The 15,936-nt window shown below is 41.5% G+C and carries 12 protein-coding genes; all 12 read right to left on the minus strand.

Annotated features, from left to right (window positions below):
• Positions 1-17: 17 nt before the first annotated feature.
• A complete protein-coding gene (locus HJV72_RS06970) occupies positions 18-1,034 on the minus strand; it encodes a LacI family DNA-binding transcriptional regulator (RefSeq protein ID WP_208069783.1) in 1,017 nt (338 codons plus the stop codon).
• A gap of 248 nt (positions 1,035-1,282) precedes the next feature.
• On the minus strand, positions 1,283-1,693 hold the full coding sequence (locus tag HJV72_RS06975; RefSeq protein ID WP_243765559.1) for a transposase: 411 nt from the start codon (positions 1,691-1,693) through the stop codon (positions 1,283-1,285).
• Positions 1,694-1,789: 96 nt separating this feature from the next.
• On the minus strand, positions 1,790-3,616 hold the full coding sequence (gene glmS / locus HJV72_RS06980; protein WP_208069785.1) for a glutamine--fructose-6-phosphate transaminase (isomerizing): 1,827 nt from the start codon (positions 3,614-3,616) through the stop codon (positions 1,790-1,792).
• Positions 3,617-3,785: 169 nt separating this feature from the next.
• A complete protein-coding gene (locus HJV72_RS06985) occupies positions 3,786-5,075 on the minus strand; it encodes an LCP family protein (RefSeq protein ID WP_243765560.1) in 1,290 nt (429 codons plus the stop codon).
• Between the two features lie 168 nt (positions 5,076-5,243).
• Positions 5,244-6,107: a LicD family protein gene (locus HJV72_RS06990; protein ID WP_208069819.1), complete on the minus strand. Its 864-nt coding sequence runs from the start codon at positions 6,105-6,107 to the stop codon at positions 5,244-5,246.
• 7 nt (positions 6,108-6,114) lie between these two features.
• Positions 6,115-7,335: a glycosyltransferase family 4 protein gene (locus HJV72_RS06995; protein WP_208069790.1), complete on the minus strand. Its 1,221-nt coding sequence runs from the start codon at positions 7,333-7,335 to the stop codon at positions 6,115-6,117.
• Positions 7,336-7,470: 135 nt separating this feature from the next.
• On the minus strand, positions 7,471-8,667 hold the full coding sequence (locus HJV72_RS07000; RefSeq protein ID WP_208069821.1) for a DegT/DnrJ/EryC1/StrS family aminotransferase: 1,197 nt from the start codon (positions 8,665-8,667) through the stop codon (positions 7,471-7,473).
• Between the two features lie 45 nt (positions 8,668-8,712).
• Positions 8,713-9,396: a sugar transferase gene (locus HJV72_RS07005; RefSeq protein ID WP_208069792.1), complete on the minus strand. Its 684-nt coding sequence runs from the start codon at positions 9,394-9,396 to the stop codon at positions 8,713-8,715.
• A 26-nt stretch (positions 9,397-9,422) separates the two neighbouring features.
• Positions 9,423-10,595 carry an aminotransferase class I/II-fold pyridoxal phosphate-dependent enzyme gene (locus HJV72_RS07010; protein ID WP_208069793.1) on the minus strand — a complete coding sequence of 391 codons (1,173 nt, stop codon included), beginning with the start codon at positions 10,593-10,595 and terminating at the stop codon, positions 9,423-9,425.
• A gap of 2 nt (positions 10,596-10,597) precedes the next feature.
• Entirely contained in the window at positions 10,598-11,863 is a 1,266-nt protein-coding gene (locus tag HJV72_RS07015) for a glycosyltransferase (RefSeq protein ID WP_208069795.1), read from the minus strand.
• A gap of 70 nt (positions 11,864-11,933) precedes the next feature.
• Positions 11,934-13,880, minus strand: a complete 1,947-nt coding sequence (locus tag HJV72_RS07020; RefSeq protein WP_243765561.1) for a polysaccharide biosynthesis protein — start codon at positions 13,878-13,880, stop codon at positions 11,934-11,936.
• A gap of 220 nt (positions 13,881-14,100) precedes the next feature.
• Positions 14,101-15,936: GH25 family lysozyme (locus tag HJV72_RS07025; protein WP_305798495.1), on the minus strand; the 1,836-nt coding region annotated here is incomplete at its 5' end.

The raw sequence follows: 15,936 nt of genomic DNA on the forward strand, positions 1-15,936 counted from the left end.
GGTAAGAAGGGCTTATCTCAGATGTTATATTTTGTCTTTATATTGACATCCGTATACCGGTATTCCTTGTCAGGGTATCTGTCCTCCCGCAGTATATTCGCCAGAATAAAGGGCGGCTCATAACCCTGTATATACGCCTCCTGGTCAAGCAGAAAATCGACCACACCATCCGAAAGAAGTTTTCGGTTAATGGGCGTATTATCATAGATAATTATATAGGGCCTTCTCTTAAGCTGCAATTGCTCAAAAGCTTTCAGAATTCCCTTCTGGCCTGACGACGCCACAAAGATTCCTGTAATTCCCTGAATGCCCGTCAAAGCATTTACAATAATTTTCTCTACTTCCCCGGCGTCATCAAAACTGCCATAGACACCTACCATCTCCAATTCAGGAAAAGACCTTTTCATCTCCTCCACAAACCCTTCCACCCGGTAACTGTTTACCGTATTGCAAAAAAAACCAGTGATAATCAGGACCTTCCCAATCCCGCCTGTCAGCATCCCCATGAGGCCTGCGGCAGTCCGTCCGCTTTTCTGGTTATCCATACCCACAAAGCAGCTTCGCTTCGTCCCCACGATATCTGAATTAAACGTCACGACCGGAATGTGCTTTGCTTCAATCAGCTCGTTGAGCTTTCCGCGCAGGCGCCCACTGTCCGTAGGCATGACCGCAAGTCCCTGGATGCCTTCTTTGACAATCGCGTCAATTGCACATATCTGCTCCTCCTCATTGACTGAGACCCCTTCCTTGACAATCACTTCAATTCCACGACCCACAAGCTCAGACTTTGCCTGCTGTATCCCGCGGTTTACCTCCAGCATGAAAGAAGATTTTGCCAGCTGTGTAACAACTCCTAACTTCATTTTTTTTTGCTTTTTCTTCCTCTCCTTCTTCACATACCCCATTTCTTCCGCTATGCTGCAAATCTGCTTTTCAACTTCGGGATTAATGCGTCCTCTGTGGTTCAGCGCCCGATCCACAGTCCCCCTGGACACACCTGCCTGCTCGGCAATCTGCTGTATTGTCACTGCCACCGTCCGTCTCCTCCATGTCGTCTATCTCATACAAGCATCATATCACAAAAGAAAAAAGCACGCAATAAAAATGCGTCTTCTTGAGTTTCCGTAGTTCTATCCACAAAACTTTAATTTCAGCTGCTTCTTATGAACAACTTTGCAAAATTGCCCAAAAATAAGGATTCTTCTTTCCTTTTGATGTAAAATTAAATCACCACAACATAATCTCACTAAACAAAAAAGAAAGGGATTCCTTATGACTAATTTTACATCAAATACTGGTGTGGTATAAAAAGGATCCATGTAAATATCTTCTCAACGGTATCCTCTGAAAAGCGGTGCCTGAAGTTATAACTGACGGTGGCAAAATGCGGGACCGGTTCATTCAGCATATACCCAAGAAACCAGCGGTAAGCAACATTTACATGAATCTCCTCTACCATTCTGCGCAGGGAAGGAATTCCATAAAGATGCTGGATGAGTACCATCTTAAACAGGACAACCGGATCAACACTTGGACGTCCGTTATCAGGGGAGTACAGGTCTTCCACAAAATCATAAATACGGGTAAAATCCACCGCAGAATCAATCTTGCGGAGTAAATGATTCCGAGGAACAAGTCCTTCCACACTCACCATTTCCAGTATATTTCTTTCTGATTTTTCTTTTGCCAGCATAACATCACCTCTGGCTTTATTATACCAAAAAAAACCAGCTTTTGCTGACCTTTTTTGACAGTCTGAGGCATGGGATACCCATGCCTTAAACTGACTTTATTCAACTGTAACCGACTTCGCTAGGTTACGTGGCTTGTCGACATCACAGCCCCGTCCGACAGATACATAATAGCCAAAGAGCTGAAGCGGTATGATTGCCAGAGAGTTGGTGAAGTATTTATTCGTCTCCGGAATATAGATTACATAATCTGCCGCCCGTTCTACTTCCGTGTTCCCCTCCATCGTCACGGCCATTACAAACGCGCCCCTCGTCCTCACTTCGACCATATTGCTAATCATTTTCTTATACAGTTCTTTCTGGGTCAGGACAGAAGCCACAAGCGTTCCCTCTTCCACAAGCGATATCGTCCCATGCTTGAGCTCACCCGCGGCATATGCCTCCGAATGGATATAGGAGATTTCCTTCAGCTTAAGAGAGCCTTCCATCGATATCGCATAATCTATACCGCGTCCGATGAAGAATATATCTCTGGCTGCCAGATAACGGTTTGCAAAGCGCTGTATCTTCTGCTTATTGTTGAGCAGCATCTCCACCTGTGCCGGCAGGCTTTTCAAATCCTCCAGCATATCGGACAGTACCGTGTCATCCATCTCGCCTTTTACGTAAGCGAACTTCATGGCCAGAAGATACAGCGATATGAGCTGTGCCGAGTAGGCCTTGGTCGTCGCTACGGCTATCTCTGGTCCGGCCCACGTGTACATGACATTATCTGCCTCTCTGGCTATCGAACTGCCGACCACGTTGACAATGCCGAGCACTTTAGCTCCCCTTGCCTTAGATTCTCTCAAAGCTGCAAGCGTATCTGCCGTCTCTCCGGACTGGCTTATGACAACGACGAGCGTTCCTTCTTCCAGAATCGGATTGCGGTACCTGAATTCAGAAGCCACGTCTACTTCTACCGGGATACGCGACAGCCCTTCAAACACATATTTGCTAGTAACGCCCGCATGGTAGGCAGAGCCACAGGCGACAATCATGATCTTATTGATTGCTTTTATCTCCTCATCCGTCATGTTCAGTTCATCGATAACGATTCTGCCATCCTTGATTCTTGGGGAAAACGTGTCTGTAATCGCTTTTGGCTGCTCATACATCTCCTTCAGCATAAAATGTTCATAACCGCCTTTTTCGGCTGCGTTTACATCCCATTCAATCCGTACGGACTCTTTCTCAATCGGCTCCTCATCTACATTAAAGAACTCCATCGTAGCGTCCGTCATACGGACAATCTCTTCATTTTCGATGAAGAACACGTCTCTCGTATACTTCAGCACAGCCGGTACATCGGATGCGATGATATTACCGCCATTGGTATGTCCTACGATGAGCGGGCTGTCCTTCCTGACTGCATACAGCTCATCAGGATGATCCTGGAATACGATTCCAAGGGCATAAGAACCTTCCATACGGTGCATGATCTTCGTTACTGCCTGAAGCGGGTTCCCATTATAATAGTAGTCTAACAGATGAGCGATGACCTCCGTGTCCGTCTCGGACACGAACTCATATCCGTGTTTCTCAAGCTTCTTCTTCAATTTCAGGTAATTCTCAATAATACCGTTATGTACGACTACGATGCTCTCATCCTTGTTAAAATGAGGATGTGCATTGATATCAGAAGGCGAACCATGCGTGGCCCATCGCGTATGTCCGATACCCGACGTCCCGGGCAGCGTCTCTCCATCGTGGGTCAGTTCACTTAAAACCTTGAGTCTCCCTTTGGACTTTATCATATCAATCTTTTCACCGTTGTAAACTGCGATACCGGCAGAGTCATAGCCCCTGTATTCCAGCTTGGAAAGACCGTCGAGAAGAATCGGGGCCGCCTGCTGATTGCCGATATAACCTACTATTCCACACATATTTGTACCTCCGTTTTACATAATCTGCTTTTATCTTTGTACAAAACGCCATTTTTTTTGCACTATCAGGAAGTATTGTAACAAATTCTTAACAATTTGTAAACCATATATTCTATATAACGAAATCAATCGGGATACGCAGAGTATCCCGATTGATAAATTATGATGTCTATTCTGTTGCCCCGCCTTCTGGAGGTGTATCTGGCGTCGGAGGTGTCGTTCCCCCGGAGTCTCCTCCTGGATCCGGCTGTTCTGTATTTCCCGAATTTCCAGAATTACCATCACCGCTTCCGCCACCATTTCCGTTTCCGGAACCGCCTGAACCTCCGCCTGTCGTGCCATTTCCTTCATTTTCAGTTTCCTGTCCGCCCGTAGTGCTTGGCGGTGTATAATTACCAGTCCCGCCTCCACCATAATTATTTCCGCTTTCCTGAGCTGCGTCCTCAGGCGCCGTAGTATATGTCTGGCTGTTCAGCGTTTCATCGTCGGTAGCCTCACGCTGACCTATTCTGCTGACAATACTACCGCTTATATTCTGAACTGTAGTGGAAACTGTATAACCTGTTGTACCATATAAGAACTCATGCAGCTTCTGTACGTTATCTGCCAGCGTTACCGGAATTACGATGCTGCCGAGCCCTGATAACGTATCTGTAGTCTTATCGATTGGGAACCCTGTACTATCTCCTAAGGTGTACTTTGCAAAGTCCTTGGCATAGCTTATTATTTCTGCAGATGTAAAATTAGTAGATATGCTTGGCAGTACTTTATCAATAATCTTATTAATCGTGCCCAGGTCGCTCTTCTTTATCTTCTCAACCATCTTTTCAATTACGATCCGCTGTCTTTCCGTTCTAGTAAAGTCGCCGCCTGCCGTCGACCGGATACGTGCGTATGTTGTGGCCTGTACACCATCAAGCGTCTGTACACCAGCTTCGTGGACAAAGTACGCTTCTTTTCCCGCGACCTGCCCTGTCTCATACACAAACTCGTTCAGATACTGTATTTCCTCTTCCTTGACATCGATATCAATGCCCCCGAGCAAATCGATTGCTTCAGCTACAACGCTGAAATCCACAGTCACATACTTCTGGATATCCAAATCCAGATTCTTATTCAGCATGTTTATGGCCTGTTCAGGGCCTCCAAAGCTATATGCCGCATTACATTTCTGCAGTTCTCCGTCTTTTATATCCAGCAAAGTATCCCTGTAGACTGAAACCATCTTTATCTCTTTCGTCTTGTTATTTAAACTGCCCACAATTATACAGTCTGTACGAGTTCCTTCTGCCAGGTCGCCCTCTCTGGAATCCACACCGAATAATGCAACATTCGTAAAACCTTCGCCGGCTTCTTCCGCCTCTGCATTGATTACGATATCTTCCTGAGGTATATCCTGAGTATCTATTTTACCCAGCTTGGCAGCTACATATATTACGCCAGATGCCGCTAGGGCCATAAAAACTCCTCCCAGACAGACTCCTGCCTTTTTAGTCGTGCTCAACCTTGTAAACCAATTGCCAGACTTCCTGGTTCTTCTGCCCCTTCTCCTTCTTCTTGCCATATAACACCTCTTTTGTTCTATTTTCTACATATAATATAGAATTACTACAGTAATTGAACAGGATTATCTGTTAACACAATATAGCTTGCCTTTATATTGTTTATAACCTGTCTTCAAATCACATTTTATCACGTCATGATGCGCTACCTGCTTCTCTTTAGGTGGCAGCTTCATATAATCACCAAAGGCAATTCTAAGATAATCATCATATCCTTGCGGTATCGGCATCATGTGACCTTCGAACTCTTTATATACTGCTGCGTCAAACGCTTCTTTGGGGTACTCATTCTTCATATAATGGGGACCTGCACATAACTCTGTCACAAATCTGCAGTCTTCTATGTTATATTTCGTCATCTTTTTCTCTGCAAAGCGCCATATTTTATACCGCATCTTTTTAGAAGGTATCAGGGCAAGGGCTGATTTTCCAGCCATTTCCATAAATCTGCCGTGGTTTGAGGGCACCATTTGTGAACGGTACAGTGAATATACCATAGCCCACATCAGCTGTATTTTACGTTTGAATTTATTTGATGGACATCCATCTAAAGGAAGTACATCAAGTATCAAACCATGGCTTATATCTAACTCTTGTTGATATGGTCTGATAAAAGTAGTTGAATTGTCTCTTATATTTAAAAACAAATTATAATCTATATGAAATTCATCAGAATTCTCTAATGTATATCTGGAAGTGTCGGCTTTCATTTTCCATATTCTTTTTAATAATTCATAATCTCTTCTTGGCATAAATACGTCGACATCATCATCCCATGGAATAAAACCTTTATGGCGTACTGTGCCAATACAGCACCCTCCGCAAAAATAAAACAAAAGATTATTTTCATCACATATCTTCTTGAAATAAAGCGCCATCTCCAGACTTTTTTCTTGTATTTCGCGTATCTCTTCTTTACTGTACTCCATTCCCAAACTAGTCCTTCTTTATCAGCTCACTAATTAATTTTATTATTTTATTGTAAGAATTAGGCCTGTCAAACTGTTCTTCTGCAACTTCCCTGGCCTTTCGTCCCATCAATTCCCGTTCTTCTTGATTATTATAGAGTCCCAAAATTGCATCAGCTAGAGCTTTCTTATCCTCTGCCTCAATATTAATGCCAAAACCATCACTTAAAACTTTATTCTTAAACTCGTCACTGCTGCAAGTATTAATCATAGGCTTTCCCGCCGCAAGATAATCCCCAATCTTATTCACAATGCTTTGAGGAGCTTTCTTTACAAAAGAATTAACAAGTATATCAGATTTTTTCAAATAAGCGGCCATCTTCTCATACGGTACATACCCTGCAAATTCTACATTTCCAGTCAGCGACTTTGCATAGTCTTCAAGCTCATCTTTAAGCGGGCCTCCTCCTAGAATTTTAAAATAAATATCTGAATAGCCTCTCTTTTTCAATTCATCAGCTGCCTGTACCATTGTCCTTATATCATAGCTAGTCCCTATTGTCCCCGCATAAGTCACCCAAAATTCATCAGAGCCTTTATTAACTTCCTGCATATTCGCTTTCGCACCATCATCAAATGCACTGATTTCATTTCCTACATAAACTGTTTCTTTGGGTATATCTCTCGAATTTCTCTGGAATGGCCTGCCCGCATATTCGTCTGAGGTTCCTATTACGCCCGAGCAAAGCTTATAAACCTTTTCAGCATCTCTCAACAATGGATAGAATAATAAATTGCTTATTACTGGTATATCAATAACCATCTGCATCGCTTCCGGCCACAAATCATTTACGTCAACCACAAAAGGAATGCCACGTTCATGTGCATATTCTGCGGCCGACAACGCCACGTCGTTTGGAGGTATCTCACAGTAAATCAAATCATAGTTCCCATCCAGCTCCAGCATTTTTCTAAGGTTTTTTGCAGCAATCCTGTGACTGCGTATTCTTCGAAGATCTATATTCTTTTTATAACCTGGCTCCTCTATAAATCTAAGCCTGAATGGATAATTTCCTTTATTAATATCTTTAATATTACGCTGCTCTTTTGCCCAGTGCTGAAATGACGAGGTGATAAGATCCACCTCGTATCCTTTTTCTACTAAAAACTCAGGAAGAAAACGAAATCTTGTATATCCGTTCTCATCGTCTAACTTTACACCCATTGTTATAACAGCTATTCTTTTCATAACATTTCCTTTACAATCCAAGACATATGACAAGGATTTCCAAATTTATCGCTATTAGTATACATGTTACCCAGGCATTTGTCAATCTGGCTATAATGCTCTCTTATTACATCTTTTCCAAGAGACATACGATTATTAACTGCCGATACATGCCTTTAAGTTTTCTACGATATATGTTACATCCTCATCTGTCAGTTTAGAATACAGCGGTAAGGTAATTTCGTTAGAAAAAATATCGAATGCATTTGGAAACTCTTCAATATTAAAACCAATATTTTTATATGCTGTCAGCATCGGTAGCGGTTTATAGTGTACGTTTGTAGCTATACCACGTTCTGCCATTTGATTCATTATAACGTTACATTCTTTTCTGTTTTTTCCTAATATTCGTACACAATATAAATGTCCACTTGAGGAAAAGTCTCTCCCGTAATGTTTTAAAACTTGCACTGGAAGTTCTTTAAATGTATTGTCATAAGTCATTATAATTTCTTTTCTCCTGTCAAGCATATCTGGATACCGCTTTAGCTGAGCTATACCCAAAGCTGCCAAGACATCTGTCATATTACATTTATAGTAGGTACCAACCACATCATATTCCCACTCACCCAGCTTTGTTTTTTCTAATGCATCTTTTGACTGTCCGTGAAGAGACAGCAGGTTCAGTCGTTTATAAATTTCTTCATCATCTATCCCTTGAATTGGCTTCCATGTAAGACCTCCTCCCTCTGAAGTAGTGAAATTTTTAACTGCATGGAAGGAAAAGCTTGTAAAATCTGCTACTTCTCCACATTTCTTCCCCTTTCGGGTAGCTCCCAAAGCGTGTGCCGCATCAGCTAACACGACAATACGTCCTATAGCAGACTGTATCTTATTTCCGGCCGTATATAAATGCTTCTTTCCCGTCACTATACTAAATATACGGTCATAGTCACACATTACTCCACCCAAATCTACAGGTATGATGGCCTTGGTTTTTTCCGTTATCGCTTTTTCCATCTGATTATAATCCATTTCAAATGAATCTTTAGCGGTATCAACCAGTACCGGCGTTGCGCCTACATGGCAGATGACGCTGGCTGATGCTGTATAAGTATACGCAGTAGTTATAACTTCATCCCCAGGGCCGATACCCAGTATGCGTAATGCCATTTCTGTACATGCTGTAGAAGAATTAAGGCAAATTAATCTTTTCGTATTACAAAAATCTGCCAGCTCTCTTTCCAGCTTTTTGGTTTTCGGACCCGTGGTAAGCCAACCACTTTTTAATGTATCAACCACCTCATCAATTTCAGCTTCTGTAATATCCGGCACTAAAAAGGGAATCTGCATTTCCTGATTTCTTTTCATTTCTTTCCTCCGATTCCGATACTTATTTTAACTGTTTATCAGTAATTTACTTTTTTCCAATCCCGCTCTATATTCTTCTTCCGTTATTCTGCCTAGCCGCAGCAGATAATCTCCCAAATCCTCCGAAGTAGCCAATCCCTCCGTATTGATTCCTTCTTTACAGAAAACCTTTTGCACAGTCTGAAACATAATCTTCCAATCATTATAGAAAGTTATATTTCTTATATATTTTAAATCAAATTTGAATTTTTCGTCCCAATTAATATTATTTCTGCCATTTACTTGTGCAAGGCCTGTCAAACCTGGTCTGACCCTGTGCCGTTTCCTTTGTTCCTTGTCCATGAATACCAAATCTTTAACTAGCTGCGGACGTGGACCGACAATGGCCAGGCTTCCATTCAGTATATTAAACAATTCAGGAAGCTCATCGAGGCTTGTTCCTCTCAGCCACTCTCCAAAACTGGTCATCCTGTCTTTATCCGGCAGCAATTCTCCATGTTTATCTTTCTTATCGGTCATCGTCCTAAATTTATATAACGTAAATATTTTATTATTCAATCCGGGACGTTTCTGCTTAAAAATTACCGGACTTCCTAGTTTTATTTTTACCAGCAGCGATACTATAATCAATACAGGGCTTAAAATTATACTTACTGCCAGCGCTATAGCAAAATCTTGTACCCTTTTTATAAAGTGTGCATATAAATTCATATTTCAAATAATTATCCTTTTTTTAATTAAAACATTGTTTTTATAATTTCTATTACTGAATTTTGTATATCTTCAGTCATCTTAAGGTCACTCGGAAGACATAATCCACGTTCAAAAATGTCTTTACCCACATATTCATCACCTGATGCAATAAAATCATTACTTTCATAAACAGGCTGCATATGCATCGGCCTCCATATCAATCTCGACTCTACATTATAGCTTTCCAGCTTTCTCCTTATTTCATCAGGTGTCGTCTTACACCCTCTGTCCAGAAGGATACAGCTTAGCCAAAAATTAGGCATGCTGCATGTCTCATAAGGATTCATTGATAAAGGCAGATCGCTAAAGCCTTCTTTATAATTTTCATATATTTCTCTTTTTTTCTTGCAATGCTGGTCCAAATGAAGGAGCTGACCTCTTCCTATTCCTGCGATGATATTGCTCATTCTATAGTTATATCCTATTTCCTTGTGGTAATAATAAGGCAGATCCTCCCGGGCCTGTGTTGCCCAGAACTTAGCTTTTTTTAATGCATCTGTATCATCTGACAGCAGCATGCCTCCGCCCGATGTCGTAATAATCTTGTTTCCGTTGAAGCTTATCGCATTATACACTCCAAAGCGTCCTGTCTGCATTCCTTTATATGTGGCCCCTAATGACTCTGCCGCATCCTCAATCAGCAATGTCTCATATTCATTACAGATATCCCTGATTTCATCCAGCTTGGCCGGAGTACCATAGAGATTTGCCACAATCACCGCTTTTGGTTTCTTGTACAATTTACCATCTTCATGTACTTTATCATCATATTTTTGAAACGCTTTTCTTAATGCCACGGGATCCATATTCCAGGTATCCCTTTCTGCATCAATAAAAACAGCATTTCCTCCTTCATAAGATATAGGATTTACCGTCGCGGCAAAAGTGAGGTCTGAGCAAAACACCGTATCATCTGCTTCAATTCCTGCAAGTTTTACCGCCAGATGTATTGCAGCAGTTCCGGATGATAAAGCGGTTGCACCAACACACCCGATAAATTCTGCCATATCCTTCTCAAATGCGTCTACATTTGTTCCCAGAGGTGCAATCCAATTAGTGTCAAATGCTTCCTTTATATATATTTGTTCATCTCCATGCATAGTTGGACTGGACATAAAGACTCTGTTTTCGAATTTTTCAATCCTGCTCTTACTCATTTTTAACCCTTTCTCTTCTTAAAAACATGCTTTCTAATCAATTTAGCCGCATATATATCCAGAGGATATGTAGAAGCTGTTATAACGACATCTGGATTCATAACCTGTGCTATTCTTTTTGCCCCAATACATAGTTTGCTGACAAATTGAAACATTGTCAATGCTCTCTTGACTCCGTTTCCTTCATATTTTCTTGTTTTTATCCAGTAATATTCAACTCCATCTATCATCTGCCTTTGAAAATCCTTGGCAACGCATGGATTTTCCCTCCGCAGATGTGAATAATCTGCTGCTATAATCTTTACTTTATGGCCTTTGCGAACCCATTCTTTCGCTAAGTAGTAAGGTCTGAAGTCCATCCCCATGCTGCTGCTTCCTGCATAATGGTTTATCAGTAATATTGTTGCCTTATTCTTGGGAAATAACGCCTCATATTTTTCAGCCAGCTTGCCATATTCATAATTCTCCAAGACTGCCTCTTTCCCGTTCTTGCCCATTATCGCCCTATCTTCTTCAGGCATGGCATACATCTTTTCGATACAGTCTTTCAGCTTATACTTATCCACCGATGTCTTTATGCCACACTGAAAAGTCTCTACAGGTGTTGCCACATCTGACATGCTGATAATAATCGGGCAGCATCCCATCATGGAATCATACATTTTAGTAAAGCTGATGCCATACTTATATATTTCTAACTCTTTTTCTATTCCCATATATACACAGTCAAAATACTTTAGTAAGTCCGGTATGCTTTTTTTTGGTATAGGCTCTAAAAAAATCACATTTTGAATGCCTTCTTCTTTTACTCGCCCGCACAGGCGTTTTTTTTCTGCCCCCTTGCCTACCAGGATAAAAACAATGTCTTTATTCTTAATAAGCTCGGCTGCATCTAATAGTCTGTCCAAAGCATTCGATATCGCAAAGCCGCCAAAATAGCCTACAATAAATTTATTTTCCCCCTTAATTTTGTCTAAGACCTCTTTATGATTTTCTGGAATACATTCGGTTAATTCCCAGTCCGCTTTAGAAATGCCGTTAGGGATATACACAAATTTCCCACGCTCTAATCCATGCTTTGCCATGTGCGGTTCGGCAAATTCCAATGTGCTTGCGACATAGTCAGCAGATTTGTATGACTCATTTTCTCCTCGCTGCATTAGACATACAAAGGGGCTGCTTTTTTTCATCCCGCCAATATCAGTTAATGTTTTTGGCCATAAATCATGTACCTCATGAATCAAAATCGGCCGATTGTTTATGCTCATTACATTCCTCTTTCTTCTTAGATTCTTATACCTGTTTCTCGTTAAACATCAGTATATTAGCTGGCTCGGGTTATTTCCGCTCCTCCACTACAGCTCCTTCGTGGCTGATAGCTCCAAGGCTGTTGAGGACTCTGTAGTTTTTCTCATCCCTGGCTTTATCTTCCGGTTTGATATGGTAAGTCGTCACAATACCGGCAACTATATTTTTTACTTCTATATCCTCATTAATGGCAGCCTCTTCTAATTTTTTTAACTCACTTAGAAAATGAACTTCATCAAACTCTAATGGCTCCCCAATATATATCAGATCATTTTGTGTTTTCTGCAGACCTTCGTCTGCTATGAGAAGTTCCTCATATAGCTTCTCTCCTGGTCTGAGCCCGGTATATTCAATTTCCATATCCACCCCTAAAGTATATCCGGACAAACGAATCAGATTTTTTGCTAAATCTGCAATCTTTACAGGTTCCCCCATGTCCAGAACAAATATCTCTCCGCCTTTTGCATAAGCACCAGCCTGCAGGACAAGGGATACAGCTTCTGGTATCGTCATAAAATACCGGATAATGTCCGGATGGGTAACCGTAACAGGTCCGCCCTCTTCCATCTGCTTTCTAAATAATGGAATTACACTGCCATTACTGCCCAGGACGTTGCCAAACCGGACCGCGACATATTCGGTTGCCGAATATTTATTAAATGTCTGAATGACCATTTCACACAAACGTTTAGATGCTCCCATGATATTAGTAGGATTCACCGCTTTATCCGTTGAAATTAGGACAAACCTTTTTACACCAAATTTATCGGCAGCTCTTGCAGTCTTATAGGTACCAAATACATTATTTTTAATCGCCTCGTTTGGGCTATCCTCCATCAGGGGGACATGTTTATGTGCTGCAGCATGATATACCACATCGGGCCGATAACGTTCCATCACCCATTCTATCCTTTTTGTATTACGGACAGAGCCAATCAGCACTTCCAGACGAAGATGTGGATACTTCTTTTTCAATTCCTGCTGTATATCGTAAGCATTATTCTCATAAATATCAAATATAATCAGGCATTTAGGGCAATAATTGGCAATCTGACGGCACAGTTCACTGCCAATCGATCCGCCGCCGCCTGTTATTAATACTGTTTTGTTATTAACATACCCTGCCACACTGTCCAAGTCAATGTTAATACTGTCCCTCCCAAGCAAGTCCTCAATCGATACTTCTCTAAGCTTGGAGACACTCACCTCTTCGTTAATGAGCTGATACATTCCTGGCAGTACTTTCAACTTACAGTTCGTCTCGTTGCAGATACGTAATATCTCTTTCGTAGTCTTAGGACCTGCTGAAGGTATGGCCAGAATTATCTCTTCAATACTGTATCTCTTAACCGCGGCGATAATATCATCCCGGCCTCCGGCAATTCTGATTCCTTGCAGATACTTTCCCCTTTTTGAAGGGTTGTCATCAATAATACAGACTACATTACGGTTAAGGTGGCGGCTCGTTTTCAGCTCGTGTATAATGACGCTTCCCGCTTCCCCTGCCCCAATGACCATAGTATTTATTAGCCTGCCACCTGAACGCTTAACCTTACTTTGCAACGTCCTCAGCAGTCGATAGGAGAATCTGGTGGACGTTGTCGTCATAGTCAGTAAAAAGAAATAGATGATGTAATAGCTTCTCGGTACAATCAGATTAAAAATTAAAAATCCCAAAGCCTGGAAAGCTGTAGATAAAATACATGCTGCTATGATGGATGCGACTTCATGTACGCCTGCATATGTCCAGATACTTTTATATAGATTTAATAGTAAAAAGACAATTATAGTGATGACAACATTAATCAGAGCGTACTTTTTGATACTGTCAAGATATTCCGGCAATATCCACTCATGGTGGCCTTCATAGCGAATCAAAAGAGAAAGATATGAATTTAGCAGTATGGTGCCAATATCTACTATACAAAGTAAGAACATCCTCGTTTTAGAACTTTTTAAATTTATGATATTTTTCATAATATGACCTCTTTATTTCAAAATGTTACAAATTTTTTACACTTAATTATGATATCAAATTTTGGTACAAATTACAATGTTTATATATTACTTAGTGACGCTAACGATTGAAATATGCTGTACATTAACGTTAGCTTTAGTATTTTCACTTTATTTAAAGTAATTCAGCTGTCAGCAAATAAAATACGGCAGTATCATTGAGTGATACTGCCGTATTTTATTAATATGATTTATATCCTATATTCATATCGACATCACCGCTGATTCCAGGGACTCTTCCCTGACTAGAATACTGCCATATCGTAACCGTTCCCGGTCCGTTATATCCATGATCGTGATTCGGGGTTCCATCTAAAAACCAGCTTGCTACCCATACATCAACATCTGCAAAGCTGCTCATGTCAATTTTATTTCTAAGCCAATCTGTATTTGCATATATCATAAACTTATAACCATTATTTTCAATAACTCCCTTATAAGCTTTTATTATAGCCGTCAGTTGTGATTTACTCAGCTTTCCTTGAGTATTTGCATCTTCCACATCATACGCTATTGGATAAGTGATGTTATATCCGCTGGCTTTAATAGCATTTATCGTCTCTTTCGCTTCACGCTGCGCCTCAGCTACTGTCATAGCATAGCCGTACCTATATGCACCTACTGCGACGCCATTTTTAGAAGCACCTGAAATGTTAGCATTGAATTTTGAATCAACTGTCAGGTTTGACATTGTTCCCGACAGAACTCTCAGCATCGCAAAATTGATTCCACTGTTTTTCACGCTCTTCCAGTCGATATTTCCTTGATATGCTGATACATCAATGCCTCTTAACGTATCGTCATACACCATCATTGTATATGCTACAGATGTTGTCTGGCCTTCTTTATCTTTTACAGCTATCGTATAGGTATGCTCCCCTATTCCTGTAGCTGTAAATGTATACGTGTTTTTGGCGCTGTATGACTGCCTTGTAATGGCAGCCCCCTGATATGTCTCAGTAAATCGATACTGCGTCTCCCCGTATCCGCCCGTTGCCGTTGCAGTTAAAGTCACCCCCGTACCAGTCTTGACCCTCTGTGGCTGACTGCTTTTCATTGAGACAGAAATCTCATATCCCGCCTCCGGCCTAACTGTCACCGAATATACAGTTGAACCTATCCTTCCATCCGCATCTCTTACTGCAACCGTATATTTATGCTCGCCTACTCCCTGAAGTACAGTGGTATATGTAGACTTGGTACTGTATGACTGTACCGTCGTCGAAATCCCCGCGTATGTATCTGTAAAGCGGTATTCATATGGCTCAATGCCATCATCAGCTTTGGCTGCCAGAGTTATCTCTGTACCTAATACCTCGCTTGCAGAGTTGTTGCTGGTAACAGATATCGAAAGAGGCTTTGGTGTCACTGTCAACGTATATATAATGGAAGTTGTATTTCCCGCACTGTCTCTCACTGCAACTGTATATCTATGTACGCCCGCTTTAGCCGCTTTAAACGAATATGCTGCCTTATTGCTGTATGCCTGTACTGTAGTGACATCTTCCCCATAAGTTTCGGTAAACCGATATTCATAATCACCGCTTCCACCGTTTCCTTTGGCAGTCAATACTATATCTGTTCCTTCTGTTTCTGTAGTGCTTTTATTGCTTGTAACTGTTAATGATATGGGCGTCTCTTTTATGATAACGTCACAGTTGCTTGAAGCTACATTGCCACTACTGTCGTTCACCGCTACCGTGAATCGGTGCAGCCCGTTCCCGGATGCCGTGAATGTATACGTCGGTGTCGAACTGTATGCCTGCACCGTCGTCACCGTTCCGTTGTACGTCTCCGTAAAACGGTACTCATAGCCTCCTGAGCCGCCGCTTCCCTTTGCCGTCAGCGTCACCTTCTCTCCGGAATTTGCATTGTTTTTGTCACTGCTCACGGACAGCTTCAGCGCTTCCTCCTTTACCGTCACATCACGGATCCCGGAGGTTACGTTCCCGCTTTTATCTCTCACCGCTACCGTGAATCGGTGCAGCCCGTTCCCGGATGCCGTGAATGTATACGT

Origin of the sequence: Extibacter sp. GGCC_0201, from assembly GCF_017566055.1 — a bacterium.
Lineage (GTDB): Bacteria > Bacillota > Clostridia > Lachnospirales > Lachnospiraceae > Extibacter.